The organism is Nitratireductor sp. ZSWI3, from assembly GCF_024655565.1.
Taxonomy (GTDB): Bacteria; Pseudomonadota; Alphaproteobacteria; order Rhizobiales; family Rhizobiaceae; genus Nitratireductor.
This window is the reverse complement of sequence record NZ_JANKOF010000070.1, coordinates 1-25,393: the sequence shown is the minus strand read 5'-3', so window position 1 is coordinate 25,393 and position 25,393 is coordinate 1. Positions and strand designations below refer to the sequence as shown.

28 protein-coding genes are annotated in these 25,393 nt (G+C 67.0%); 14 read left to right on the top strand and 14 right to left on the bottom strand.

The genetic code is table 11. The features are described 5' to 3' along the window. The 3 genes from NUU27_RS18385 to purH form a co-directional block, all read left to right on the top strand. The coding region (locus NUU27_RS18385) for an RsmB/NOP family class I SAM-dependent RNA methyltransferase (RefSeq protein ID WP_257763601.1) at positions 1-1,223 on the top strand (1,223 nt) is incomplete at its 5' end. Between the two features lie 250 nt (positions 1,224-1,473). Continuing rightward, complete coding sequence (locus tag NUU27_RS18380) at positions 1,474-3,132, top strand: heparinase II/III family protein (RefSeq protein WP_257763604.1); 1,659 nt, start codon at positions 1,474-1,476, stop codon at positions 3,130-3,132. Between the two features lie 156 nt (positions 3,133-3,288). After that, positions 3,289-4,905, top strand: a complete 1,617-nt coding sequence (purH, locus tag NUU27_RS18375) for a bifunctional phosphoribosylaminoimidazolecarboxamide formyltransferase/IMP cyclohydrolase (RefSeq protein WP_257763600.1) — start codon at positions 3,289-3,291, stop codon at positions 4,903-4,905. A gap of 307 nt (positions 4,906-5,212) precedes the next feature. Here the strand turns inward: purH and msrA are convergent, their stop codons facing one another. Further along, positions 5,213-5,857: a peptide-methionine (S)-S-oxide reductase MsrA gene (msrA, locus tag NUU27_RS18370; RefSeq protein ID WP_374567481.1), complete on the bottom strand. Its 645-nt coding sequence runs from the start codon at positions 5,855-5,857 to the stop codon at positions 5,213-5,215. 159 nt (positions 5,858-6,016) lie between these two features. On the opposite strand from msrA, the gene NUU27_RS18365 reads away from it, so the two are divergent. Then, a complete protein-coding gene (locus NUU27_RS18365) occupies positions 6,017-6,733 on the top strand; it encodes an alpha/beta fold hydrolase (RefSeq protein ID WP_257763599.1) in 717 nt (238 codons plus the stop codon). Positions 6,734-6,793: 60 nt separating this feature from the next. Here the strand turns inward: NUU27_RS18365 and NUU27_RS18360 are convergent, their stop codons facing one another. The 6 genes from NUU27_RS18360 to NUU27_RS18335 all read right to left on the bottom strand — a co-directional run bounded on the left by NUU27_RS18360 (position 6,794) and on the right by NUU27_RS18335 (position 11,292). Beyond that, positions 6,794-7,576 carry a succinate dehydrogenase iron-sulfur subunit gene (locus NUU27_RS18360; RefSeq protein WP_257763598.1) on the bottom strand — a complete coding sequence of 261 codons (783 nt, stop codon included), beginning with the start codon at positions 7,574-7,576 and terminating at the stop codon, positions 6,794-6,796. Positions 7,577-7,588: 12 nt separating this feature from the next. After that, positions 7,589-9,421 (bottom strand): succinate dehydrogenase flavoprotein subunit, encoded by a 1,833-nt coding sequence (gene sdhA, locus NUU27_RS18355; RefSeq protein WP_257763597.1) that lies wholly within the window; start codon positions 9,419-9,421, stop codon positions 7,589-7,591. An 8-nt stretch (positions 9,422-9,429) separates the two neighbouring features. Continuing rightward, complete coding sequence (gene sdhD / locus NUU27_RS18350) at positions 9,430-9,810, bottom strand: succinate dehydrogenase, hydrophobic membrane anchor protein (RefSeq protein WP_257763596.1); 381 nt, start codon at positions 9,808-9,810, stop codon at positions 9,430-9,432. 2 nt (positions 9,811-9,812) lie between these two features. Next, positions 9,813-10,220 (bottom strand): succinate dehydrogenase, cytochrome b556 subunit, encoded by a 408-nt coding sequence (sdhC, locus tag NUU27_RS18345; protein ID WP_257763595.1) that lies wholly within the window; start codon positions 10,218-10,220, stop codon positions 9,813-9,815. A gap of 219 nt (positions 10,221-10,439) precedes the next feature. Then, positions 10,440-10,775 (bottom strand): hypothetical protein, encoded by a 336-nt coding sequence (locus NUU27_RS18340; protein ID WP_257763594.1) that lies wholly within the window; start codon positions 10,773-10,775, stop codon positions 10,440-10,442. A gap of 28 nt (positions 10,776-10,803) precedes the next feature. Continuing rightward, entirely contained in the window at positions 10,804-11,292 is a 489-nt protein-coding gene (locus NUU27_RS18335) for a GNAT family N-acetyltransferase (RefSeq protein ID WP_257763593.1), read from the bottom strand. A gap of 137 nt (positions 11,293-11,429) precedes the next feature. Here NUU27_RS18335 and NUU27_RS18330 point away from each other — a divergent pair, with 137 nt between their 5' ends. Both NUU27_RS18330 and NUU27_RS18325 read left to right on the top strand, forming a co-directional pair. Continuing rightward, on the top strand, positions 11,430-11,780 hold the full coding sequence (locus tag NUU27_RS18330) for a hypothetical protein (protein WP_257763592.1): 351 nt from the start codon (positions 11,430-11,432) through the stop codon (positions 11,778-11,780). A 13-nt stretch (positions 11,781-11,793) separates the two neighbouring features. Further along, complete coding sequence (locus NUU27_RS18325) at positions 11,794-12,561, top strand: hypothetical protein (RefSeq protein ID WP_257763591.1); 768 nt, start codon at positions 11,794-11,796, stop codon at positions 12,559-12,561. Between the two features lie 271 nt (positions 12,562-12,832). Here the strand turns inward: NUU27_RS18325 and NUU27_RS18320 are convergent, their stop codons facing one another. Both NUU27_RS18320 and NUU27_RS18315 read right to left on the bottom strand, forming a co-directional pair. Beyond that, a complete protein-coding gene (locus tag NUU27_RS18320) occupies positions 12,833-13,051 on the bottom strand; it encodes a helix-turn-helix transcriptional regulator (RefSeq protein ID WP_257763602.1) in 219 nt (72 codons plus the stop codon). A gap of 2 nt (positions 13,052-13,053) precedes the next feature. After that, positions 13,054-13,599 carry a DUF2975 domain-containing protein gene (locus tag NUU27_RS18315; RefSeq protein ID WP_257763590.1) on the bottom strand — a complete coding sequence of 182 codons (546 nt, stop codon included), beginning with the start codon at positions 13,597-13,599 and terminating at the stop codon, positions 13,054-13,056. A gap of 79 nt (positions 13,600-13,678) precedes the next feature. On the opposite strand from NUU27_RS18315, the gene NUU27_RS18310 reads away from it, so the two are divergent. Beyond that, positions 13,679-14,314 carry a hypothetical protein gene (locus tag NUU27_RS18310; RefSeq protein ID WP_257763589.1) on the top strand — a complete coding sequence of 212 codons (636 nt, stop codon included), beginning with the start codon at positions 13,679-13,681 and terminating at the stop codon, positions 14,312-14,314. A 2-nt stretch (positions 14,315-14,316) separates the two neighbouring features. Here NUU27_RS18310 and leuC read toward each other — a convergent pair whose 3' ends face one another. The 4 genes from leuC to NUU27_RS18290 form a co-directional block, all read right to left on the bottom strand. Beyond that, entirely contained in the window at positions 14,317-15,732 is a 1,416-nt protein-coding gene (gene leuC / locus NUU27_RS18305) for a 3-isopropylmalate dehydratase large subunit (RefSeq protein ID WP_257763588.1), read from the bottom strand. Between the two features lie 225 nt (positions 15,733-15,957). Then, positions 15,958-16,476: an MgtC/SapB family protein gene (locus tag NUU27_RS18300; protein WP_257763587.1), complete on the bottom strand. Its 519-nt coding sequence runs from the start codon at positions 16,474-16,476 to the stop codon at positions 15,958-15,960. Positions 16,477-16,595: 119 nt separating this feature from the next. After that, on the bottom strand, positions 16,596-17,120 hold the full coding sequence (gene rplS, locus NUU27_RS18295; protein ID WP_257763586.1) for a 50S ribosomal protein L19: 525 nt from the start codon (positions 17,118-17,120) through the stop codon (positions 16,596-16,598). Positions 17,121-17,366: 246 nt separating this feature from the next. Next, positions 17,367-18,272: a LysR family transcriptional regulator gene (locus NUU27_RS18290; protein WP_257763585.1), complete on the bottom strand. Its 906-nt coding sequence runs from the start codon at positions 18,270-18,272 to the stop codon at positions 17,367-17,369. Between the two features lie 183 nt (positions 18,273-18,455). Here NUU27_RS18290 and NUU27_RS18285 point away from each other — a divergent pair, with 183 nt between their 5' ends. The 7 genes from NUU27_RS18285 to NUU27_RS18255 are packed head-to-tail and all read left to right on the top strand — an operon-like array spanning position 18,456 to position 24,904. Then, on the top strand, positions 18,456-19,517 hold the full coding sequence (locus NUU27_RS18285) for an ABC transporter substrate-binding protein (RefSeq protein ID WP_257763584.1): 1,062 nt from the start codon (positions 18,456-18,458) through the stop codon (positions 19,515-19,517). An 11-nt stretch (positions 19,518-19,528) separates the two neighbouring features. After that, positions 19,529-20,353, top strand: a complete 825-nt coding sequence (locus NUU27_RS18280) for an ABC transporter ATP-binding protein (RefSeq protein ID WP_257763583.1) — start codon at positions 19,529-19,531, stop codon at positions 20,351-20,353. Next, positions 20,353-21,165: an ABC transporter permease gene (locus tag NUU27_RS18275; protein WP_257763582.1), complete on the top strand. Its 813-nt coding sequence runs from the start codon at positions 20,353-20,355 to the stop codon at positions 21,163-21,165. Before NUU27_RS18280 ends, NUU27_RS18275 begins: the two co-directional genes overlap by 1 nt. Before the next feature lie 55 nt (positions 21,166-21,220). Next, a complete protein-coding gene (locus NUU27_RS18270) occupies positions 21,221-22,579 on the top strand; it encodes an FAD-dependent oxidoreductase (protein WP_257763581.1) in 1,359 nt (452 codons plus the stop codon). Between the two features lie 28 nt (positions 22,580-22,607). Continuing rightward, on the top strand, positions 22,608-23,780 hold the full coding sequence (locus NUU27_RS18265; protein WP_257763580.1) for a CaiB/BaiF CoA-transferase family protein: 1,173 nt from the start codon (positions 22,608-22,610) through the stop codon (positions 23,778-23,780). Further along, positions 23,780-24,559 (top strand): enoyl-CoA hydratase-related protein, encoded by a 780-nt coding sequence (locus NUU27_RS18260; RefSeq protein WP_257763579.1) that lies wholly within the window; start codon positions 23,780-23,782, stop codon positions 24,557-24,559. Before NUU27_RS18265 ends, NUU27_RS18260 begins: the two co-directional genes overlap by 1 nt. A gap of 6 nt (positions 24,560-24,565) precedes the next feature. Further along, positions 24,566-24,904 carry a ferredoxin family protein gene (locus NUU27_RS18255; protein ID WP_257763578.1) on the top strand — a complete coding sequence of 113 codons (339 nt, stop codon included), beginning with the start codon at positions 24,566-24,568 and terminating at the stop codon, positions 24,902-24,904. Between the two features lie 27 nt (positions 24,905-24,931). Here NUU27_RS18255 and NUU27_RS18250 read toward each other — a convergent pair. Then, positions 24,932-25,393 (bottom strand): tRNA (guanine(37)-N(1))-methyltransferase (locus NUU27_RS18250; protein ID WP_374567463.1); only part of this gene is annotated, 462 nt, incomplete at its 5' end.

Genomic DNA, 25,393 nt, shown 5'->3' with positions numbered 1-25,393 from the left:
CACGGCGCCTCGACCGGCCGCTTCCCGCCAACGCCCGCGCCCTGTCGCACACGCTGCACGTGGCGGCCGCGCAGATCCTTTTCCTCGACGTGCCGGACAGCGCCGCCGTCGACCTCGCCGTCGCGCAGGCCAAGAGCGACCCGCGGCTTTCCCGCTTTGCCGGGCTGGTCAACGGCGTGCTGCGCAACCTGATCCGCGTCAAGGCCCGCGCCCTGCCGGCGGCCCTTGCGCAGACGCGCGAGGCGCCCGACTGGTTCGCCGAGCGGCTGGAAGCCGCCTATGGCCCGGAAAAGACCGCCGGGATCCTGGCCATGCACCGGCAGGAGCCGCCGGTGGACTTTTCCGTCAAGGCCGATCCGGCCCGCTGGGCCGAGACGCTGGGCGGCACAGTGCTGCCGACGGGCACGGTGCGCCTGCAAAAGCTGCCGGGCGCCGTCGACCAGCTTCCCGGTTTCGCGGAAGGCGAATGGTGGGTGCAGGACGCCGCCGCCAGCCTGCCCGCGAAGCTGCTCGGCGACATCGCCGGCAAGCGCGTCGCCGATCTTTGCGCCGCCCCCGGCGGCAAGACGGCGCAGCTCGTGCATGCCGGCGCCAGGGTAACGGCGGTGGACCTGTCGAGGAGCCGGCTGAAGCGGCTGGCCGAAAACCTTGCCCGCCTGAAGCTTGACGCCGAGATCGTCGAATCCGACATCCGCGACTTTCGGCCGGACACCCCCTTCGACGCCGTCCTCATCGACGCGCCCTGCTCGTCGACCGGCACGGTGCGCCGACACCCCGACGTGCCGTGGACGAAGACGCCCGACGACATCGCCAAGCTCGCCGCCCTGCAGCGGGCACTGCTCGATCATGCCGTCACGCTGGTGAAACCCGGCGGCAGGATCGTCTTCTCCAATTGCTCGCTCGATCCCATGGAGGGCGAGGCGATGCTGGCCGCCTTCCTTGCCGACACGCCGCAGGTGGCGCTCGACCCGATCCGGGCGGACGAGGTGCCGGGAATCGCCGGCTTCCTCACGCCCGAGGGCTATCTGCGCACCACGCCGGCCGACCGGCTGGATCGCGATGATTCTGGATTGAATCAACCCACGATCATAAACGCGATCGATTCCAAAAAATTAGAGCGGGATGCGGGCGGAAGATCGCTTCACGCTTTTCCTCATCCCGCTCTGGGCCCGGCGATCGGCCTCGACGGCTTCTTCGCCGCCCGGCTGACGCGCATCGATTGACCGCCATGATATTTCGCCTTCGCACAAACCCTTGAATCATTTAGACTCTCCCCGACCTGCAGCCTCGGCCTGAAAACCACGACCGGTTTTCGGAAAACACGATGCGCAGATTCAAATCATCGGCTCGTCCTGCGTGCGCCTTGAAAGACGCGGGACGATCCAGGGACGTTGGAAGAAATCGCGGCCAGTGGATACGGCAAGGGGGCACTCCCCCTATCAGCTATGGGGACTCCTTGCGCGGCAGGCCTGGATGCGCCTGCGGCGGCGTTTGCGCGCGGGCCCGTCCTACCGCTGGCGCTATTCCGGCCGCACGCCCGAGCGGGTGCTGATCGCCCCGCCCGACCTGCGCCTTGCCGATCCGCAGATGGCGCGCAACATCTATCACGGGCAGTTCCTTCTGGGCGGGCAGCTCGTCGAAACGAGCGGCCTGTCGCCCTTCCAGATGCCGGTGAAGAACCGGGCGTGGCAGGAATCGCTGCACGGCTTCCGCTGGCTGCGCCACATGCGCGCCGCCGAGAGCGAGCTTGCGGCGGCCAACGCGCGGGCCCTGGTGGCCGACTGGATCACCACGCATGGAAAGCGCATCTCGGGCCTGTCCTGGGACCCGGCCGTCACCGCCCGGCGCGTCATCTCCTGGCTGCAGCACTCCTCGGTCGTCCTGCAGGGGGCGGATCTGGCCTTCTACCGGCAGTTCCTGAAGATGCTCGCCGTGCAGATGCGCTATCTGCGCAGCATGGCGTCGGAAATGCCGGACGGCGAGGAGCGGCTGCGAGCCCGCGTGGCGCTTGCCTTCTGCGCGCTGTCGCTGCCGGCCCCGGCCGCCGCGCTGAAGGCGGCAAGCCGCAACCTGGCTTACGAGCTCGACCGCCAGATCCTGGCCGACGGAGGCCACGTCTCGCGCAATCCGCGCGCCATCATGGAGCTTTTGGCGGATCTCCTGCCCTTACGGCAGACCTACACCAACCAGGCCGAACAGCCGCCACAGGCGCTGATCGACGCGGTGGAGCGCATGTTGCCGGCGCTGCGCTTCTTCCGCCACCGCGACGGCAGCATCGCTCGCTTCAACGGCATGGGCATCACCCTCCACGACCGCGTCGCGGCGATCCTGCGTTATGACGACACGGGCGGCGCGCCGCTGCTTCATGCCCCGCATTCGGGCTATGAGCGGCTGGCGCTGGGCGCCACCACGGTGATCGCCGACACGGCGCCGCCGCCGCCGCCCGATCTTTCGCACTTTGCCCATGCCGGCTGCCTTTCCTTCGAGATGTCGTCGGGCCGGCACCAGTTCATCGTCAACAGCGGCGTCGACAGTTTCGGCGAAGACAGTTTCCGGCCGCTGGCGCGCACCACGGCGGCCCATTCGACCGTCACGCTGAACGATACGTCGCAGGCCCGCTTCAGCCTCTCCTCTCAATGGAGCGACCTCATCGGCACGCCGCTGCTCTCCGGCCCGCGCAAGGTGGAGTGCCGGCGCGACGACGGCGACGGCATCCACCGTTTCACCGCGAGTCATGACGGCTATGTCTCGCGCTTCGGCCTGCTGCACGAGCGGCAGCTTTCCCTTTCGGAGGGCGGCGCGCTGATCGACGGCGTCGACCGCATCGTCCGTCCCGACGGCTCGCCCCCGAGGGCCGTCGGCAACGACGCGTTTGCCATCCGCTTCCACGTCCATCCCGACATCGACATCTATCGCGATCCGCAGGGCCGCCTGATCCTGACGGGCGAGGCCACCGACACCTGGCTGTTCACCACACAGGGCGCTGAACCGGTGGTTGAGGAATCGATCTTCTTCGCCGGTCTCGGCGGCCCGCGAAAGAGCCGCCAGATCGTGATCCACGCGGCCGCCTCGGAGCAGCCGGAAACGCGCTGGCAATTGCGCAGGACCCACGCCGTCAACGGCGAGGGGTGAGCCGGCCTCATCGCGCAGCAGCTTGAAAGCGCGCCGGCGGCGGCCGGTCGCGACGCGATTCGGCGGCAAATTGGCGCTTGCCCGTAGCGCGTGCTTGATTTGCGGCCCGCCTGCCGGTACCTCCCCTCCCATCATCTCCACCGGAGCCGCCCAGCCATGTCCGTCGCCGCAAAGAACATCCCCGCACCCGACCTCGTTCCCGTCCGCCGCGCCCTCCTGTCGGTGTCGGACAAGAGCGGCATCGTCGAGCTTGCCCGCGCGCTGGCCGGCCGCGGTGTCGAGATCGTCTCCACCGGCGGCACCTCGGCGGCGCTTGCCCGGGAAGGCATCGCCGTGCGCGACGTCTCCGAGCTGACCGGCTTTCCCGAGATCATGGACGGACGCGTGAAGACGCTGCACCCGGGTGTCCATGGCGGCCTGCTCGGCATTCGCGACGATGCGGAGCACGCTGAGGCGATGAAGACGCACGCGATCGACCCGATCGACCTCCTGGTCATCAATCTCTATCCCTTCGAGCAGGTGCGCTTCGGCGGCGGCGACTATCCGACGACGGTGGAGAACATCGACATCGGCGGCCCGGCCATGCTGCGCGCGGCGGCCAAGAACCATGCCTATGTGGCGGTGGTGACCGAGCCGGCCGACTACCAGCGCATCCTTGGCGCGCTCGAAGAGAACGGCGGCAGCCTGCCTTACGGCCTGCGCCAGGAGCTGGCGGCGAAGGCCTTCGCCCGCACGGCTGCCTACGACGCGGCGATCTCCGGCTGGTTCGCCGAGGCGCTGAAGATCGAGGCGCCGGCCTTCCGCGCCGTCGGCGGCAAGCTCAAGGAGGTGATGCGTTACGGCGAGAACCCGCACCAGGCGGCCGGCTTCTACGTCACCGGCGAGGCGCGTCCGGGTGTCGCCACGGCAACGCAGCTGCAGGGCAAGCAGCTGTCCTACAACAACATCAACGACACGGATGCCGCCTTCGAGCTGGTGTCGGAATTCTCCCCCGAGCGCTCGGCCGCCGTCGCCATCATCAAGCACGCCAACCCGTGCGGCGTGGCCGAGGGCGCCAGCCTGCGCGAGGCCTATGAGAAGGCGCTCGCCTGCGACCCCGTCTCCGCCTTCGGCGGCATCGTGGCGCTGAACCGCCCGCTGGACGCGGAAGCGGCAAGCGAGATCGTCAAGATCTTCACCGAGGTGATCATCGCCCCGGAGGCGAGCGAGGAGGCGCGCGGCATCGTCGCCGCCAAGAAGAACCTGCGCCTGCTCGTCACCGGCGGCCTGGCCGATCCGCGTGCGCCCGGCCTGTCCGTCAAGACGGTGGCGGGCGGCCTTCTCGTGCAGTCGCGCGACAATGGCGTGGTCGACGATCTGGAGCTCAAGGTGGTGACCAGGCGGGCGCCGACCGAGAAGGAGATGGCCGACCTGGTCTTCGCCTTCCGTGTCGCCAAGCATGTCAAGTCGAACGCCATCGTCTATGTGAAGGATGGCGCCACGGTGGGTGTCGGCGCCGGCCAGATGAGCCGCGTCGATTCGGCCCGCATTGCCGCCCGCAAGGCCGAGGACGCGGCTGCCGCGGCGGGCCTTGCCGCACCGCTGACCAAGGGCTCGGTCGTTGCCTCGGATGCCTTCTTCCCCTTCGCCGACGGCCTGCTCTCGGCGGTCGAGGCGGGCGCCACCGCGGTCATCCAGCCGGGCGGCTCGATGCGCGACGACGAGGTGATCGCCGCCGCCGACGAGCACGGCATCGCCATGGTCCTGACCGGCATGCGTCACTTCCGGCACTAGGGCATTTCATCTTTTGCTTGAAGCGTCTGGCGCCCTTCACACCCCCCTCTGCCCTGCCGGGCATCTCCCCCTCAAGGGGGGAGATTGGGCGGCCGCAAGGATTTTGACCAGCCGTCCAACGTCGCAGGATGCGACACGGGGTGTTGTCAGCTAATCTCCCCCCTTGAGGGGGAGATGGCCGGCAGGCCAGAGGGGGGTGTGCCGCGCGCGACACCGCTGGGCCGAAACCACGGCCGACCGCTTCCGTCAAAACAGGAAACGATCTAAATCGCGATGCGGGCGGAGGCTCGCCGGTAACGGGCGCCCTTTATTTGCCGATGCCCGTATAGGCCGCCTCGCCCCACACCTGCCTCACCCGTGCATCGCGCCCGCAGCCCTGGCGGTAGCCTTTGTAGGCGTCGGACTGCTTGACCAGCCCGAAGCGGCTCAGGATGCGGTTGCCGCCCTGGTAGTAGTTCTGGTGATAATCCTCGGCCGGCCAGAACGTGACCGGTCCCAGGACCGGCGTCACCACCTTGCCGCCGAGCGCAGCATCGGCTTCCTGCTTCGCCTTTTCGGCGGCCGCCTTCTGAGCGTCGTCCAGCGCGTAGACCGCCGTTGAATAGCTTTCGCCGCGGTCGCAGAACTGACCGCCCGCATCGGTCGGGTCGACCGAGCGGAAGAAGATCTCCAAAAGCCGGTCGTAGCTGACCTTGGCGTCGTCGAAATCGATCTTCACCACCTCGCGGTGGCCGCCGGACGAATAGTTGCGATAGGTCGGATTTTCGGTCGAGCCGCCGGCATAGCCCGAGACCGTCGAAACCACCCCCGGAACCTTGTCAAAATCGGCCTCCACGCACCAGAAGCAGCCGCCGGCGAAGATGGCCGACCTCACTTCGGCAAGGGACGGCTGACCAAAGCCCGGCAGCAGGGCGAGGGAAAGAACGGCGGCCGAAAGCAAGCGTCGCATCATGGAAGTCTCTCCTGTTTCACGACAGACCTACCCCCGTCCCCGGCAAATTCAAATCAAGCCCCTACACAGTTCCGTGACCCCGCATCGACGGCGTGAATCGGGTGGCCGGCTGACGCCATGCGCGCATAAATGCGCCGATACAAGCGAAAGGGGAACCGCATGAGACATTTCCTGCTGATCCACGGCAGCTGGCACGGCGCCTGGTGCTGGTACAAAATCATCCCGCGGCTCGGCGCCCACGGATCGGTCGCCGCCGTCAACCTGCCCGGCCGCGGCCGCGACCCCGCCGTCCCGGCGACGGTGGGCCTCGAGACCATGGTCGATGCCGCCGCCACGCATCTGCCGCCGGACAGGCAGACCACGGTCGTCGTCCACAGCCGCTACGGCATAGTCGCGTCGATGCTTGCCGAACGCCACCCTGAGCGCGTCCGCCGCATCGTCTATCTGGCGTCCTTCATGCTGCCGGCGGGCGACTGCGTCGCGCAATGGGCACGCCAGGATGGCGATTCACTCATTCCGTCGAACATGGAGGTTGATACCGGGGAGGCATGGGACTGGCTCAAACCGGAGGCTTATGTATCGGCACTCTATGCCGACTGCACCGAGGACGACGTTGCCCTGGCACGCACGCTGCTGTGCCGCGAGCCCCTGCGTCCTGCCGCCGCTCCGTTGGCCCTGACGCCGGAACGCTATGGCACGGTGTCGCGCGCCTATATCCGGCTGACCGAGGACCGGGCCGTGTCGCTGTCCCTGCAGGACCGCCTGATCGAGGCAAGCCCGCCGCAGAGGGTGGCGAGCCTGAAAGCGAGCCACTCCGCCTATTTCTCGCAACCCGAGGCGCTGACCCGGGCCATCCTGGACCTGGACCGGGATTAGGTCGTTCCAGTCGAAAGGCCAGCGCCGACGCAGGCGCTGGCGAGCGCCATGCGCGCTGCTTCAGACCCGGCGCTCCACCATCATCTTCTTGATGTTGGCGATGGCCTTGGCCGGATTGAGGCCCTTGGGACAGGCCTGCGTGCAGTTCATGATCGTGTGGCAGCGATAGAGCCGGAAGGGATCTTCCAGATTGTCGAGACGCTCGCCCGTCTTCTCGTCGCGCGAATCGATCAGCCAGCGATAGGCCTGCAGCAGCACAGCGGGGCCGAGATAGCGCTCGCCGTTCCACCAGTAGCTGGGACACGAGGTCTGGCAGCAGAAGCACAGGATGCACTCGTAGAGGCCGTCCAGCTTGCTGCGATCCTCGTGGCTCTGCTTCCACTCCGTCGCCGGCTCCGGCGTCACGGTCTGCAGCCACGGCTCGATGGAGGAGAGCTGCGCGTAGGGAACCGACAGGTCCGGCACCAGATCCTTCACCACCGGCATGTGCGGTAGCGGATAGATCTTGACCGTATCCTGCGCCACCTCGTCCATGCCCTTGGTGCAGGCCAGCGTGTTGGTGCCGTCGATGTTCATGGCACAGGATCCGCAGATGCCCTCGCGGCAGGAACGGCGGAAGGTCAGCGTCGGGTCGATCTTGTTCTTGATGTAGATCAGACCGTCGAGCACCATCGGCCCGCAATCGTCGGTGTCGACGTAATAGGTGTCGACGCGCGGATTCTCGCCGTCATCCGGCGACCAGCGGTAGATCTTGTATTCGCGCAGGTTCCTGGCGCCCTCCGGCTTCGGCCAGACCTTGCCTTCTTTGACCTTGGAGTTCTTGGGAAGGGTGATTTCGACCATGACTTCCTCGGCTCAGTAAACCCGCGCCTTGGGCGCGATCTTTGCGGGATCGATGCCGCCGTTTTCCGGCTTCAGCATCGGTTCGGTGTGGACCGGGCGGTAGTTCAGCGTCACCACGCCCTTCTCGTCCACATGCGACAGCGTGTGCACGCGCCAGGTCTTGTCGTCGCGCTCGGAGAAGTCCTCGCGGGCATGCGCGCCGCGGCTCTCCTTGCGGGCCTCGGCCGAGTAGACGGTGGTGATGGCGTTGGCCATCAGGTTCTCCAGCTCCAGCGTCTCCATCAGGTCCGAGTTCCAGATCATCGAACGGTCGGTCACCTTGATGTCGGGCAGTTCGCTCCACACCTCGGAGATGCGCCTGCAGCCCTGCTCCAGCGATTCCTGTGTGCGGAACACCGCGGCGTCCTCCTGCATGGCGCGCTGCATCTTCTCGCGCAGCGCCGCCGTCGGCGTTCCGCCGCTGGCGTGGCGCAGACGGTCGAAGCGCTCCATGATCTTCTCGCAGGCCGCCTCGTTGATCGCCGGCACCGGCGCCTCGCGGTCGACCACCTCGCCGGCGCGGATGGCGGCGGCGCGGCCGAACACCACGAGGTCGATCAGCGAGTTGGAGCCAAGCCGGTTGGCGCCGTGCACCGAGGCACAGGCCGCCTCGCCGACGGCCATCAGGCCGGGCGCCACGGCATCGGGATTCTCCGGCGTCGGGTTCAGCACCTCGCCCCAGTAATTGGTCGGGATGCCGCCCATATTGTAGTGAACCGTCGGCAGCACCGGGATCGGCTCGCGCGTCACGTCGACGCCGGCGAAGATCTTCGCCGATTCGGCGATGCCCGGCAGCCGCTCGTGGATCACCGCCGGGTCGAGGTGATCGAGATGCAGGAAGATGTGGTCCTTGCCCTTGCCGACGCCGCGCCCTTCGCGGATCTCGATCGTCATGCAGCGCGAGACGACATCGCGCGAGGCGAGGTCCTTGGCCGACGGCGCATAGCGCTCCATGAAGCGCTCGCCCTCGGAATTGACGAGATAACCGCCCTCGCCGCGCACGCCCTCGGTGATCAGGCAGCCGGCGCCGTAGATGCCGGTCGGGTGGAACTGCACGAACTCCATGTCCTGCAGCGGCAGGCCGGCGCGGGCGATCATGCCGTTGCCGTCGCCCGTGCAGGTGTGGGCCGAGGTGCACGAGAAATAGGCGCGGCCATAGCCGCCCGTCGCCAGCACCACCATCTTGGCGGCGAAGCGGTGGATCGTGCCGTCCTCGAGGTTCCACGCCACGACGCCGGTGCACACGCCGTCGGTCATGATGAGGTCGAGGGCGAAATACTCGATGAAGAACTGCGCGTGGTTCTTCACCGACTGGCCGTAGAGCGTGTGCAGGATGGCGTGGCCGGTGCGGTCGGCCGCCGCGCAGGTGCGCTGCACGGGCGGCCCGTCGCCGAAATTCTGCATGTGGCCGCCGAACGGCCGCTGGTAGATCTTGCCTTCCTCGGTACGCGAGAAGGGCACGCCGTAATGCTCGAGCTCGTAGACGGCGGCCGGCGCCTCGCGGGCGAGATATTCCATCGCGTCCACGTCACCCAGCCAGTCGGAGCCCTTCACCGTGTCATAGAGGTGCCACTGCCAGTGGTCGGGGCCCATGTTTCTCAGCGAGGCCGCGATGCCGCCCTGCGCCGCCACCGTGTGCGAGCGGGTCGGGAAGACCTTGGTGATGCAGGCCGTCTTCAGCCCCTGCTCGGCCATGCCGAGCGTGGCGCGCAGGCCGGCGCCGCCGGCGCCGACGACGACGACGTCGAATTTGTGGTCGACATAGGTATAGGCGTCTGCCGCCTTCTTCTCAGTTGCCTTTGCCATAACCGGGTTCAGCCTCCGAAGGCGATCTTGACGAGGGCGAAGAGGGAAGCCGCGCCCAGAACGATGGGGAAGAAGATGTTGAGCGCCAGCAGCGCGAATTTGGCGCCGCCATGCACATAGTCCTCGATGATGACCTGCATGCCGATCTTCATGTGGTAGAGCACCGACAGGAGGGCCAGCGTCAGGAGCAGCGTGACGACCGGGTTGGCGAGCCCCGCGCGCACCTCTTCATAGGAGGCGCCGTTATAGGCGATCACGAAGCCGACGAAGAAGAGGACGAGCGGGATGTTGGCGAGCGCCGTCAGGCGCTGCCGGATGAAGTGGTCCGTGCCTTCCTTGGCCGAGCCGAGCCCGCGGACGCGGTTGAGCGGTGTGCGCATGTCGCCCATGATCAAAACCCTCCGCGTGCGGCATAGCCGACGATCCAGACAAGGATCGTCAGGATGATGGACCCGGCCAGCGTCGCCTTCGCCATCTTCGTCGAGGACGTCTTCTCGAGGCCGCGGCCGGTGTCCCACAGGAGATGGCGCAGGCCGCCGAGCATGTGATGCAGCAGCGCCCAGGTGAAACCGAACAGGACCAGCCGGCCGAACCAGGAACCGTAGATGCCGTTGACGAGGTCGAAGGTCTCCTTCGACGCCGCCGCGGCGGCAAGCCAGACGACGAAAAGAACGATCCCGAAATAAAGGGCACCGCCCGTGATGCGATGGACGATCGACATCAGCATGGTCGGGATCAGGCGGTAGACTTGCAGGTGCGGTGAAAGCGGCCTGGCGTGGATGGACGTGGTTTTGCTCATGGCTACCCCAATTCGATACCGGCGCTGCTGCGCGGGTGTCGCGAAAGCGACGTCGTTGCCTGAACCCGCGCCGGCCGGCTGGTGTGGCTTTCTAATGCGGATTTTGCAGTGCGTCAAAGCTGCAAAACCGTTCCGGCGCCGATATTTAACCCGGACCGTCCGCGTAAGGATAGGCCTTGCGCCGCTTCAAACGATTGAAGCGGGGTTTTTCCCTTTCCGCTATAGCGAGCAGGAAATCGGCGGCTTGCCGTTGACCATCCAGAGCGCGTCCTTGCCTTCCAGAACGACGGCGTAGAGCGACTCACCGAAGCGGGCGCTCTGTCCGGGCGGGGCGGCCGGCAGGTCGAGATCGATCCCGCGCGGACTGTGCACGCTGACAAGGGATCCCTTGCGCTGCACGGTCATCTGCATGTCCTCCTCGCAGCGATAGGTGAGCGGGCCCGTATAGGCACCGTCGGCGTCGTCCTCCGGAGCCGTCGTGCAGCCCGCCGCGAGAACCCCCGCCACCAGGGCGAACGCCGCGCCGATGCGGCTAGCGCCGGGCCGGCGTTTCACGTGAGGGCGCGTTCGGCGAGGCATCGCGCTATTGCCCGCCGCCGCGCGTCTGCTCCACACCGATGTCGAAGCGGATCACATGGCTCGTCCAGTCGGCCGGCGCCGCGACGCTCTCATAGAGCTTGCGCCCCTCGTCCGGCTGGCGGGGCGCGTTGAGCACCAGCCGCGTCCAGCCGCGCTCCTCCGCCTGGTCGGCGATCACGTCCACCAGCGCCTTGCCGATGCCCTTGCGGCGGTGGTCGTGGTGCACATAGAGGTGATCCATCAGGCCGTAGCGCATCCCCGAAACGGGGTCCGGCAGATCGTAGAACAGGGCGAAGCCGACGAGATCGCCGTCTAGCCGCGCACCGACGATCTCCACCGCGCGGTCCTGCAGCAGCGTTTCCGCGTAGAATTCGTCCGGCCGGCGCGGCGCGCCGCGCTTCAGCGACTGGGTGTAGGCGGCGAGCAGCGGCGCCAGGAGATGCGCATCCTTGAGGCGCAGCGGTTGAATGTCGATCTGGTGATTCTCGCCCATGGCTCACCCTTCCCTGAAATTAACCATGTCTGTCAATCGGCTTGTCGGTTTGCCATGCTCCGCGTGACAAAGGTTAAGAAAGTCTTAATCTGTCGAAATCGGGGAGGCCACGAGAATCGGTAAGGAGCCGGGGTGCTATGCCGTTCAGACTTCTTTTCGTGGCCGCGGCGCTTGCCGCAGCGGGTGCAACATCAGCCCTTGCGGGCGGGTATTCGGGCGAGCGCGTCTACGCGGATGCCTATGGCAATCTGGTGATTCACAGCCGCGCCGGCTTCAAGCGCATCCTGGTCGGCAGGGGCGAGATGGCCGCCGACTATGCGCAGCTCGGCGTCGAGGCGCCGCACACCGCCTATCTGGAACGCCATGCCGGCAAACTCTATCTGCGCCGCGCCGCCCCTTGCAGCGAAGGCGTTCTGGTCAAGGGGCGCGGTTATATGTACGGCCTGCCGGACGGCGTCCTGCCCGTCCTGGTGGCGCCCTGCCGCTGAGCCCGGCCGCAGCATGAGCGGCCGGCTCGCTTCCGTCTTTCCGCAATGGGATGCGCGCGCGCTGATGCACCGCCTCGGCCGGCTTCTCGAAGGGCCGCTCACTGAGGCGGCGATGATCGGCGCCCTGATCGGCACGATGGTGGTGCTCGGCATGAACCTCAGGGAGCTTGCCTACCGCCATGCCGGCCCGTCGCCCGATGCGATGATCGTCGAGCCCGGCGTCGCGGCCAGGCCGCGAGCCGCCGCGACGATCACGCCTCCGGTCCGCTTTGCCGTGCGGCCGGGCGGTGTTCTGGCGGTCGACGGAATGATCGATCAGGGAGCCGCCGCGCGTTTCCGCACCATGCTCGACGCGCTGCGCGGCGAGGTGTCGACGGTAACCCTCGATTCGCCGGGCGGCGCTCTGGGCGATGCGATGGCGATGGCCCGGCTGATCCGCCGGCACGGGCTTGCGACGCGGGTCGATGACGGCGCGATATGCGCCTCGTCCTGCCCGCTGGTGCTGGCCGGCGGGGTCGAGCGCCAGGCTGGCGAGCGCGCATTGATCGGCGTCCACCAGTTTCATGCGGTGCGCACCGCCGCGAGCCCCGCGCAGGCCATGGCCGACGCGCAGCTCGTCACCGCCCGCATCACCCGCCATCTGAGCGAAATGGGCGTCGACCCGGCCCTGTGGCTGCACGCGCTCGACACGCCGCCGCACGACCTCTACGGGCTGACGCAGCCGGAAATGCTGCGCTACCGGCTGATCACCGCATCGCCGCCGCAGGACGCCGGAAGCTGAAGCGCGCCCGCGTTCGGCGACAAGCGAATTCTCCGAAACGCGTCTTCTCGAGGGCAGGGTGATTGCAAGGGTCTTTGCCGCGGGCGCTGCATGCGGCCCAACCCCTGATCCTTTCCCGGCGGAAGAGACGGCGGGGCGGGACACCCGGCTTCCCCTCCTTGTTGGGGGAAGGGTGGGTGCGGGAAACCAGGCGACATGCAATCGTCGTGCGCTCATGGGACTTTGCCCCGGCCGACCGGTGCCGTCATGGCGGCACCCCCCGGCCGATTGGTCAGGCTTCGCTCTCTTCCGCCCGGTACTCCAGAATGTCGCCGGGCTGGCAGTCGAGCACCTGGCAGATCTTCTCCAGCGTCTCGAACCGCACGCCGCGCACCTTGCCGGCCTTCAGCAGCGAGACGTTTGGTTCGGTGATGCCGATCCGCTCGGCGAGCTCCTTCGAGCGCATCTTGCGGCGCGCCAGCATGACATCGAGATTGACGACGATCGGCATGATCACACGAACCCCCTCTGGTCGTTGCGCACGGCCGCCGCGACCACCATCACACGCCCCATCATGTACATGATGAGGGCGATCAGCAGCATCAGGAGATCGTTCGAGCCGATGCCGATGGCCAGGGTCTTCTGCCCGGGCGGGTTGCCCATCGTCAGTGCCAGGATGATCAGCGTCCGGCCGACGATGGCGCCAGCCGCCACCAGCACGAAGGCGATGCTGGCGCGGCGCATCCAGATGGCCGGCTCAAGCGACAAAGGTTCTTCGCCGGCAAATGCGCCGAACATGCGCCAGACGCAATAAAGGGCGGCGAACAGGAGCCCGAACTGGATCCCAGCCAGAATGGCGGTGATGCCGACCGAGGCCGAGGTGAGCGTCACCGGCTCGCGGATGGAGAGCCCCTCGCGCACCAGGGTCTCGAAGCTGGCATTGCTCGACAGGGATTCCAGGAACACCCAGATCACGGCGGCAGCGCAAATCCCGCCGAAAACGAGAATGGTGGTCTGCATGAGCTGGCTTAATCGGCGCAGCCGCGCTAGATCGGGCATGAATTTCTCCTATTGCCGAAATAAATTATTGTTATACGATAATTTCATATCGTTTTGATAAATGCAAGGAGGTTTTCAAATGAGCCTGCGAACCCCGTGGCTGGCCCCTGCCGGCACCGCCCGTTCCTTCCTGTTCCTGTCTGTCGTGCAGATTGCCCTGACGGGCTGTCTCGGCGCTGGCCCGCGCTCCATGCTCGAACTGTCGAACTTCGATCCGTTCCGCGCCGATCCGCGCGGCATCGCCGTTGCGGTGAAGACCGACCGTCATCTGCATCTCGTCACCGGCGATGTCCGCCTGCGCGTTGCCTTCGCGAGCCCGGATGCGGCGCGCCGGTTCGACGAATCCTTCATTCTGGCGGTCAGCAAGGGGCGGACGGATTCCGGGTTTCCGGACAAGCTCGCGACGTCGGAGCATCTCATCACGGCCCGCATCGCCGATGCGGACATCGCCCGCTACGAGGCCGTCCAGAAGCGGGCGCGCGCCGTCAGCGGCGCCGACCGACCGGACGAAGAGGGAACGCTGGCCGTCAGCATGGAGGGCGGCTGCCGCACCGGTCCGGTGGACGAACGGGCGGTGACGCTCAGAACCTATTTGCGTGCGCGTGCCGACGGCGCGTATTTTCCGCTCACCGGCACGATGTCACTGGAAAAGACGTTCGGCAGCAAGTCCGTCGCAGGGATCCCGCCCTGCGACGGCAAATCTGCCAATGGCTGATGTCAGCCCCGCGGCCACTCGCGGATGTCGACGAAGTGGCCGGCGATCGCCGCGGCGGCGGCCATGGCGGGCGAGACCAGATGCGTGCGGCCCTTGAAGCCCTGGCGGCCCTCGAAATTGCGGTTCGAGGTGGAGGCGCAGCGCTCGCCCGGCTTCAGGCGGTCGTCGTTCATGGCAAGGCACATGGAGCAGCCCGGCTCGCGCCAGTCGAAACCGGCGGTCTTGAAGATCTTGTCGAGGCCTTCGGCCTCGGCCTGCGCCTTCACCAGGCCCGAGCCCGGCACGATCATGGCGTTGACGCGGTCGCTGACCTTCCTGCCCTCGGCGATCTTCGCCACTTCGCGCAGATCCTCGATGCGGCCGTTGGTGCAGGAGCCGATGAAGACGCGGTCGATGCCGATGTCGGTGATCTTCGTGCCGGCGGTCAGGCCCATATAGTCGAGCGCCCGCTGCTTCGACAGGCGCTTGGTCTCGTCGGCGATGTCGTCCGGGTTCGGCACGACGCCGGTGACGGACACCACGTCCTCCGGGGAGGAACCCCAGGTGACGATGGGCGGCAGGTTGGCCGCGTCGAGCCGCACGATGCGATCGAACCCGGCGCCTTCGTCCGTGTTGAGCGTATCCCAATAGGCGCGGGCGAGATCCCAGGCCTTCCCCTTCGGGGCCCGCGGGCGGTCCTTGATATAGGCGTAGGTGGTCTCGTCCGGCGCGATCAGGCCGGCGCGGGCGCCGCCCTCGATAGACATGTTGCAGACCGTCATGCGGCCTTCCATGGACAGAGCGCGGATCGCCTCGCCGGCATATTCCATAACGTGGCCGGTGCCGCCGGCCGTGCCGATCTCGCCGATGATGGCGAGGATGATGTCCTTCGCCGTCACGCCCTCGGGCAGCCTGCCGTCGACCTGGATGAGCATGTTCTTGGCGCGGCGCTGGATCAGCGTCTGCGTGGCCAGCACATGCTCGACCTCGGAGGTGCCGATGCCGTGCGCCAGCGCGCCGAAGGCGCCGTGGGTCGAGGTGTGGCTGTCGCCGCAGACGATGGTCATGCCCGGCAGGGTGAAGCCCTGCTCCGGCCCGACGATGTGCACGATGCCCTGGCGCTCGTCATTGGCGTCGTAATACTCGATGCCGAAATCGGCGGCGTTCCTGGCCAGCGCATCCACCTGGATGCGGCTTTCCTCGTTCTTGATGCCGAACTTGCGGTCGGGCGAGGTCGGCACGTTGTGGTCGACGACGGCGAGCGTCTTTTCCGGATGGCGCACGGCGCGGCTCGTCATGCGCAGGCCCTCGAAGGCCTGCGGGCTCGTCACCTCGTGCACCAGATGGCGGTCGATGTAGAGGAGGCAGGTGCCGTCGTCCTGGCTGTCGACCAGATGGTCGTCGAAAATCTTGTCGTAGAGCGTGCGTGCTTTGGTCATTTTAACATCCCTAGCGGAGCGAAATGGAAGGCTGGCCGGCAGGCCGTCTTGGCGCCGGTTGGCGAGTCCGCCTAAGGAAGTCGGCTCAGCAGTGAACCGGAAACCCGCGCGAAGAAGCGGCCCGGCAGGCGCTTCACGTCCTGCAGGACAAAACCTTTGTAGGTCGGGTTTCCAAAAAGTTCTTCCATGGCTGGCGTCATACCAGCCTTTCAGGGACTCGGCAATCTATCCGTCGTCGCCCTCCGTTTCCGCCGGCCGGTGCCGCGGCGGCTTGAACGCCAGCCGTGTCTCAAGGCGCCGCATCAGCGCCAGGACGAGCGCTCCCAGAGCACAGGCGAGCACGGCGACCAGCCACAAGCCGAGACCCGCCGCAACCCCGGTGGCGGCGGCGAGCCACATGCCCGCGCCGGTCGTCAGGCCGCGCACCGCGCCCCGCTTGAAGATGATGAAGCCGGCGGCGAGAAAGGCGACGCCGGCGGTGATCGCCTCGACCAGGCGAATGGGATCGGCCCGCACCTGCTCGCCGCCGAACACCGGCATCGCCACGATCTCCTGCGCGATGACGGCAAAGACGGCCGAGGCAAGGCACACGAGCATGTGGGTGCGCAGCCCCGCCGGCCGGTCCGCCAGCTCGCGCTCGAAGCCCAGGAAGCCGCCGAGGAGAGTGGCGGCCGCAAGCCGCACGACGATGACCTGCCAGGGCAGGGTCGTCGCGGGCGTGAACTCGGCGATCAACGCGTCCATGGATTAACAAGATCGCCGCGGGGCGGAGGTTCCTCGCGCCCGTGGCGCGCCGCCCGCCGCCTCAAAACGAAAAAGCGCGCCGAAGCGCGCTTTTTGCAGGTTCCGTGCCGGAAGGCCGCTTATTCAGCGCTGGTCTCGGCGGCGGCCGCTTCCTGTGCCTTGGCGGCTTCCTCGGCGGCCTTCTCGGCAGCCAGCGCCTGGGCGGCGGCGATCTTCTCGGCCTCGACGCGTGCCTTCTCCTCGGCCAGCGCCTGGCGCTCGGCGTCGTTCAGGCGGCGGGCGCGGGCGCCCGTGTTCTCGCCGATGCGGGCCGACTTGCCGCGGCGTTCACGCAGGTAATAGAGCTTGGCGCGGCGCACACGGCCGCGGCGGACCACCTCGACGCCCTCGACGAGCGGCGAATAGATGGGGAACACGCGCTCGACGCCTTCGCCGTAGGAGATCTTGCGGACGGTGAAGTTTTCCTGGAAGCCGGAGCCGGAACGGGCGATGCAGACGCCCTCATAGGCCTGAACGCGGGTGCGCGTGCCCTCGGTGACGCGCACCAGGACGCGCAGCGTGTCGCCGGGCTGGAATTCGGGGAGCTTGCGCTGGGCTGCGATCTTCTCGGCCTGCTCGGCCTCGAGCTGACGAATAAGGTCCATCTCACTGTCCTCTTGTTCTTCTCGAACCGTCAGAGCGCTCATCCCGGAGGCAGTTTCCGTAACCGCCTGAAGAGTGCCCTCCTTGCAGGAGGAACAGGAGCGAATTCACGCGTTCTTTGATTGAGTTTCCGGCCTTTGCCGTTTGCGTGCGGGGCACATACACGAGATCGCAACGAGAATCAACCGGCGTGCGGCGAAACCGGGTGCCGGTCATCATCGGCTCCGGCATCCCGCCGCACCAATGCGCTAATTGGAAAAGTCGCTGGCCCGCAGCTCCTTCTCGATGACCTTTACGAGAAGATGGGCCGGCAGGCTGAGATTGCGCGTTGCCGAGATGAAGATGCCGAGCTTGTACTCGCTGAGCGCGGTCTCGACCAGCGGCACGAAGCGCAACTCGCCTTCGGCGATCTCGCGGGTGAAGCCGGCCTTGGTGAAGATGCCGATGCCGAGCCCCGCCCGTATGGCGTATTTGGTCATCACCAGCGAATTGGAATAGAAGGGCATGGTCGGCACGACGCCCTTCAGCCGCGCCTCCTCCTCCAGGAACAGTGCCTTGCCCGCCGGATCGTGCGTGCGGGTGATCGGATATTGCGCGCATTCCTCGAGCGTCACATAGCGCCGCGAGGCGAGCGGGTGGTTGGGCGCCACCACGGCGCCAAAGGGCGTCGGCGTTTCGCTGCGGATCCTGAGGCCGGGATGCAGGTAGTGGGTGAACCCGAGCCCGATATCGGCGGCGCCCGATGCCACCGCCTCGCTGATCTCGTCCGGATTGGCGGTGAGGATGGTGAAGGTGACGCCGGGATGCTCCCGCGCATATCCGTCGAGAATGCGCGGCAGGAACTCGAAGGTGAGTGAATCGAGCGTCGACAGACGAATATGCCCGACCCGCAGCCCCTTGATGTCCGCCAATTCGGCGCGTGTCCGCTGGAAATCGAACAGCGTCTTGCGGATATGCGCCACCAGCACCTCGCCGGCGGGCGTCAGCGTCACACCCTCGGGCACGCGCTCGAAGATCTTCATCCCCAGTTCGCCCTCCAGCTTCAGGATCTGCCGGTTGACGGCGGTCGAGGCGATGTTGAGCACGCGGGCCGCTTTGCGGATCGAGTGCTGCCGCGCGACCTCATCGACATAACGCAGGACGGGATTGTGCATGAATGGGCTCTCCTCACGCCGAAGGTGAGATCATTTTGGCATCACCATTGGTAACTATCTGCACTTAGTCACCTCACCGCCGAGTGTTACTGTTCTTGAAAATAACGAACAAACCGGTCGAAACGACCTGTGGGAACAACGGCACTTTGCAACGCATCTGCCAAAAGTGGAAGGAGTCTCTGCATGCCCAGTCCATCCGAAAATCCGCTCGCCGGATTCATCTCGCGGCGGTCGCTTCTGCGTGGGACGAGCGCGGCCCTGGCCGCGGCGATGCTGCCCGCGGCCACGCTGTTGACGCCCGGCAGGGCCAATGCCGCCGGCGAAACGGTGATGAAGATGCAGCTCGGCTGGCTGGCGACGAACGCCCAGCTCGGCGAACTGGCCGCCGAGAAGCTCGGCTATTTCGCCGAGGAAGGGCTCGCTCTGGAGCTCGTCCCGGGCGGACCGAACATCGACGGCGTCGCCAATGTCTATTCGGGCGCCGCGCAGATGGGCCAGCTTTCCTCCTCTCCCTCGCTCCTGCTCGCCCGCTCGGCCGGCATACCGGTCAAATGCGTCGCCGTCGGCCTGCAGCAGCATCCGTTTGCCTATTTCTCGCTGCCCGGCAATCCGATCCACGAGCCAAAGGACATGATCGGCAAGAAGATCGGCACCAACGGCACGGCGCGCATCCTGCTGCGTGCCCTGCTCGCCGCCAACGACATTCCCGAGGATCAGGTGGAGATCGTGGTGACGGGCGGCAACATGTCGTTGCTGCTCGACGGACAGGTCGACGCCATGTCCGGCTGGGCCACCAATGTCAGCCAGCTCACCGTGCTCGGCGAGGACCGGGTCATGCTGCGCCTGTGGGATTCCGGCGTCCAGCTCTATGCCAACCCATTCTACGTGACGGATGAGACGCTGGAGAAGAATTTCGATCAGGTGGCCGGTTTCGTCCGCGCCGCCGCACGCGGCTGGGGCTGGGTGAACGAGAACCGCGAAGCCGCCATCGACATCCTGATGGAGAAGTACCCCAACTTCAACCGCGAGGATGAGCTTGCCTCCGTCGACCCGCTGATGGAGTACGCCTTCAACGACATCACCGCGGCCAACGGCTGGGGCTCCATGGACCCGGCCAACTGGCAGCGCCAGATCGAGACCTACGAGGCGCTCGGAGGCTTCGAGGCTCCACCCCCGAAGGTCGAGGATGTGGTCACCATGTCGGTCCTCGAGGCGACCGCCGCCGAGCGGCCGAAGATCGGCTGAGGAGCGGAGCGATGGAAGCGCTGAAAGTGGCCGAAGACACAGGCTTCATCCCGCCGGCGCCGCCCCGGGCCGCCGTCTCCCTCGACAGGCTCTCCGTGGCCTTCGACACCGCCAATGGGCCGATCGTCGCGCTGCGCGACATCACGCTCGACATCGAGGACGGCACCTTCCTGACCATCCTCGGTCCATCGGGCTGCGGCAAGTCCACGCTGCTGCGTGTCGTCTCCGACCTCGTGCCGATGGCCGGCGGCAATGCCACGGTGTTTGGCAAGAGCCCCGAGCAGGCGCGCCGCGGCAGGGACATCGCCTTCGTCTTCCAGGACGCGGCCCTTCTGCCCTGGCGCACGGCGCTCGAAAACGTCAAGCTGCCGCTCGAGATGGGCATCCGCCGCGGACAGGAGATCCACCGCAGCGAACGCAGCCCCGAGGAGCTTCTCGCCATGGTCGGCCTGAAAGGGCGCGAGAATGCCCTGCCGCATGAGCTCTCCGGCGGCATGCGCCAGCGCGTCGCCATCGCCCGGGCGCTGGTCTGCAAGCCGAAGCTGCTGCTGATGGACGAGCCGTTCGGCGCGCTCGACGAGATCACCCGCGACCGCCTCAACGAAGAGATCCTGCGCATCTGGCAGGAGACGGGAACGACGATCCTGTTCGTCACGCACTCGATTCCCGAAGCCGTCTTCCTCGGGCAGAAGGTGCTGATGCTCGCCGCCCATCCCGGCCGGGTCAAGGAACTGGTGGATGTCGGCCTGCCCAGAGACCGCAAGCTGAAGATGCGCGAGAGCGCCGAGTTCGTGAGAACGGCCGCGCGGCTGCGCGAGCTGCTGGAGGAGTGCTGATGTCGATCGTCAACGAAATCCCGGACAAGGCCGCCGGCGGTAGCCTGCGGGAACTGCTTCCCTCCTCGCGCATCGTCGCGCCGATCGCCGTCCTGGCGGCGATCCTCCTCGTCTGGCAGACGGGCGTGCGGTATTTCGACGTCAAGCCGTTCATCGCGCCCGCTCCGACGGACGTGCTGGCCGTGCTCGTCTCGGATTACCCGCTGCTTCTGCGCAATTTCTGGCCGACGCTGAGCGAAGCCCTGTTGGGTTTCGCTGTGGGCAACATTATCGCCGTGCTGATCGCCGTCGCCTTCGTGCACAACCGTGCGGTGGAGAAGGCGTTCTTCCCGGTCGCCGTCTTCGTCAACACGATCCCGATCCTCGCCATTGCGCCGATCCTGGTGCTGATCTTCGGCAACGGGATGACCGCCAAGGTGGTGATCGCGGCGCTGATCTGCTTCTTCCCGACGCTGGTCAACATGGTCAAGGGCCTGCAGTCGGTGGGCAAGGATGCGCTGGATCTCGCGCAGATCCTGTCGGCGACCAAGAACGAGGTGTTCTGGAAGATCAGGCTGCCGGCTTCGTTGCCCTATCTCTTCGCCGCACTGAAGATCGCCGCGACCACCAGTGTCATCGGCGCCATCGTCGGCGAATGGATCGGCGCCGACGTCGGTCTGGGCGCACTGATCATCGACGCGACATTCAATTTCCGCTCGCCGCTGCTCTACGCGACCGTCTTCGTGTCGTCGGGCCTCGCGGTGCTCCTGTTCCTCATGGTGACGCTTCTGGAGCGGCGGCTGGTCTACTGGACGGCCAACCCGCGTCACTGAACAACACTGAAATCAAACTGTTATCGGCGGCATCCGGCCGCCGGAAGGAGGAGTTATGTCTGAATTCGACAGGAAGACGATCATCGAGGCCGCCCGTGAAGTGCCCGTCGTGGCCCAGTCGGACGTGGTGGTGGTGGGCGGCGGCGCAGCCGGGGTCACCGCCGCAATCTCCGCCGCCCGCAACGGCTGCAAGGTGACCCTGCTCGAACGTTATCACCATCTCGGCGGCATGGCCTCGGGCGGCATGGTGCTCGTCCTCGACGACATGACCAACGGCCGCGAGATCACCGTCTCGGGCATCATCGACGAGTTCATCGCCCGCATGGAGAAGGAAGGCTCGGCCGTGGTGCCGCCCGAGAGCGAGCGGGTGTCGAGCGAGGCCATGTGGCGCAAGTGGTCGCGCTGGGGCGTGCACGACTTCCACAGCCACCAGAAGCCGCAGCCGATCACCTATGCCGTCGCCTTCGATCCCGACGCCTGGAAGCGCACGTCCCTCGAGCTCCTGCGCGAGGCCGGCGTCGAGCTCCGGCTGCATTCCTGGTTCTCCCAGGCGATCGTCGAGGACGGCCGCATCAAGGGCGTCATCGCCCAGACCAAGATCGGCCGCCAGGCGATCCTCGGCGACATCGTCATCGACACGACCGGCGATCTCGACGTCGCCGCGGGTGCCGGCGCCGCGTTCATGCAGGGCCAGTACATCGTCACCACCGTCTTCCGGCTGGTCAATGTCGACACCGAGGCGGCCGAGCGCTTCCAGTTCGAGCACCCGCAGGAGCACGCCAGGCTCGATCGCGAAGCGCGCCGCATCATCGGCGGGGCCTGGGAGATGTGGTGGCTGAAGACGCCCATTCCCGGCGTCATCTGGTGCAACTGTCCGCACATGCCCGGCTATGACGGCATTTCCGTCGAGGCGCTGACCAAGGCCGAGCACGAGGGCCGCGAGCGCATGATGAACCTTTACGACTATGCGCGCGCCAACCTGCCGGGCTTCGAGAACTGCCGCATGCTGGGCGCGGCCGAGCAGATCGGCGTGCGCCAGACGCGCCTGCTCAGCGGTGAGTATGTGGTGACCAAGGACGACGTGGTGAACCGCCGCCATTTCGCCGACACGGTGTGCCGCGGCCGCGACTACTACACGCCCTATCGGGCCCTTCTGCCCAGGGGCGTCGAGCAGCTCATCGTTGCCGGCCGCCATTACTCCGCCGAGCCGCAGGCCCAGCGCATGTCGCGCGAGATCCCGCCCTGCATGATGCAGGGCGAGGCGGCCGGCGTGGCCGCCGGCCTCGCCCTCAACGCCGGCAAGACGCTGCGCGAGGTCGATGCGCGCGAAATCCAGCGGCGCATGCGCGAGCAGGGCGCCGATCCCGGCGACGTGCCTTCGGCCAACGCCCTGATCGCCGAAGCGGCCGCCTGAACAGACAACCGGAACAACGGAGGAAACAATGCCTCGAAATGCCCAACTGCCGCTCGACGGCATCCGCGTCATCGACTTCACCCAGGTGATGCTCGGGCCGTGCGCGACGCAGATGCTGGGCGATCTCGGCGCCGACGTCATCAAGATAGAGCGGCCGGGACAGGGAGATCTGTCGCGCAACGTCTTCGGCTCGAAGACGCAGGCGCAGGTGAACAACCCGATCTTCTATTCGCTGAACCGCAACAAGCGCTCGGTCGAGATCGACGTGCGCGAGGAGAAGGGGCGCACCGCCGTTCTGGAGCTCCTGCGCACCGCCGACGTCGTGGTCAGCAACTTCCGGCCCGGCGTGATGGAGAAGCTCGGCTTCGGCTATGCGGCGCTGAGCGCCGTCAATCCGGGCATCATCTTCGCCAGCGGCTCCGGCTTCGGCCCGACCGGCCCCTATGCCCACAAGGGCGGCCAGGATGTGCTGGCGCAGGCCATGACCGGCGTGATGGAACACCGCGCCGACCCCTCCCTGCCCCGCTCCATCTACCCGACGGCGCTGTGCGACTACACGGCCGGCATGCATCTGGTGCAAGGCGTCCTGGCGGCGCTGATCGCGCGCGGCAGGACGGGACGCGGCCAGCAGGTGCACGTCTCGCTCTACGATTCGATGATCGCCATGCAGATGCAGGAGGCGGCCTATTGGCTGTCCGAGCAGGAGACGCTCAACTGGGCGGCGATGCCGCTGACCGGCGTCTTCGAGACCTCGGACGGCGCACTGGTGCTGGTCGGCGCCTTCAAGCCGAACCCCTTGCGCGACATCTGCGCTGCGCTCGGCATCGAGGATCTGTCGCCCACCTATCCCGACTACGACGCCCAGATGGCCGTCAAGCCCGAGCTGCAGGGCCTGTTCCGCACGCATTTCGCCAGCAACACGACCGCCTACTGGATCGGCCGGCTCGAGGAGCAGGATCTCCTCTGCGCGCCCGTCCGCTCGCTCGGCGAGGCGCTGAAGGATCCGCAGACGATCGAAAACGGGATGGTCGCGGATTTCGATCATCCGGTGCACGGTCCGGTCAAGGTCGTGGCGACGCCGGTGCACCTGTCGGACGCCCCGTTTGCCGTCCGCCGCACGCCGCCACGGCTCGGCGAGCACACGCAGGAGGTGCTGGCCGAACTGGCGGACGAGGCGCGTCCCCTGAAAGCGAGCGCGTGATGAGCGTTCGCTTCGACGTTGACGCCCATGTCGCAAGGGTGACCATCGACCGCCCCGAGCGGATGAACGCGGTCGATCGGGAAACGGAAGAGGCGCTGAACCGCATCTGGGATCGGATCGAACAGGATCCCGACATCCGCGCGGTCGTGCTGACCGGGACCGGCGACCGCGCCTTCAGCGCCGGCGCCGACATGAAGGCCGGCTCGACCTCGAAGACCGGCCTCGAATACTGGGCGGAAGGCCGGGAAAACGGCTTTGGGGGCATCGCCCTGCGCAACACGCTCGACGTGCCGGTCATCGCGCGGGTCAACGGCGTCGCCTTCGGCGGCGGCTTCGAGATGGTGCTCGGCTGCGACATCGTCGTCGCCGCGGAGGAGGCGCAGTTCGGCCTGACGGAGCCGCGCGTCGGCCGGCTCGCCCTCGACGGCGGCATCGCGCTGCTGCCGCGCCTGATGCCGCAGAAGATCGCCATGGGCCTGCTGCTGACGGGCGGTCGGCTCTCCGCAGCGGACGCGGCGGGATACGGGCTTGTCAACGAAGTGGTGCCGCGCGCCGATCTCGACGCGGCGGTTGACCGCTGGCTGAACGGCCTGCTCGCCTGCGCGCCGCTGTCGGCCAAGGCCATCAAGCAGATGGTGCGCCGCTCGGAGGGCCTGACGGCCCGCGAGGCGCAGGCGCTCAGGACCCCGGCGCTGATCGCCGCGCTGCAGTCCGAGGATCAGGACGAGGGCGTTCGGGCATTCCGGGAGAAGCGCCGCCCGATCTGGAAAGGCCGCTAGATCGCAATGGCTTTCATCATCACCGAGCCCTGTATCGACATCAAGGACGGCGCCTGCACGCAGGTCTGCCCGGTGGAGTGCATCTACGAGGGCGGGCGCATGTTCTACATCCATCAGGAGGAGTGCATCCATTGCGGGGTCTGCGAATCCATCTGCCCCGTCGATGCGATCCGCTCCGACGAGCATCTGAGCGCCGACGAGGCCGAATTCGTTGCCGTCAACCGCGATTTCTTCGGTGCCGACGTCACCGGCTGGGGTTCGCCCGGCGGCTGGACCGCCGCACACACGACGGATCTGGATCACCCCGCAGTGGCGGCACGCGCCGGGAGGGACATCGGATCCTGACGGCGCTGGAGAGCCTTCACAGCGCCGTCATTTATCCCGGCCTGCCTCCCGGTAGGCCGCCCACAGGTCGGGGCGGCGCTCCCTGGTCAGCTTCTCCGCCTCCGCATGCCGCCAGGCGGCGATCCTGGCGTGGTTGCCGGACAGGAGGACCTCGGGGATCGGCCGCCCTTCGAAAAGCTGCGGGCGCGTGTATTGCGGATGCTCCAGGAGCCCGTCCTCGAAGCTTTCCACCGCGCCCGATTCCTGGTTGCCCATGACCCCCGGCAGAAGCCGCACCACCGCATCGAGAAGCACCAGCGCCGCCGGCTCGCCGCCCGACAGGATGTAGTCGCCGATGGAGACCTCCTCGAGAGCGCGCGCCTCGATCAGGCGCTGATCGATCCCTTCGAAGCGGCCGCACACGATCACCGCACCCGGGCCGTCGGCGAGCGCGCGCACCCGCGCCTGGTCGAGCGGCCGGCCGCGCGGGCTCATCAGCAGCCGCGGGCG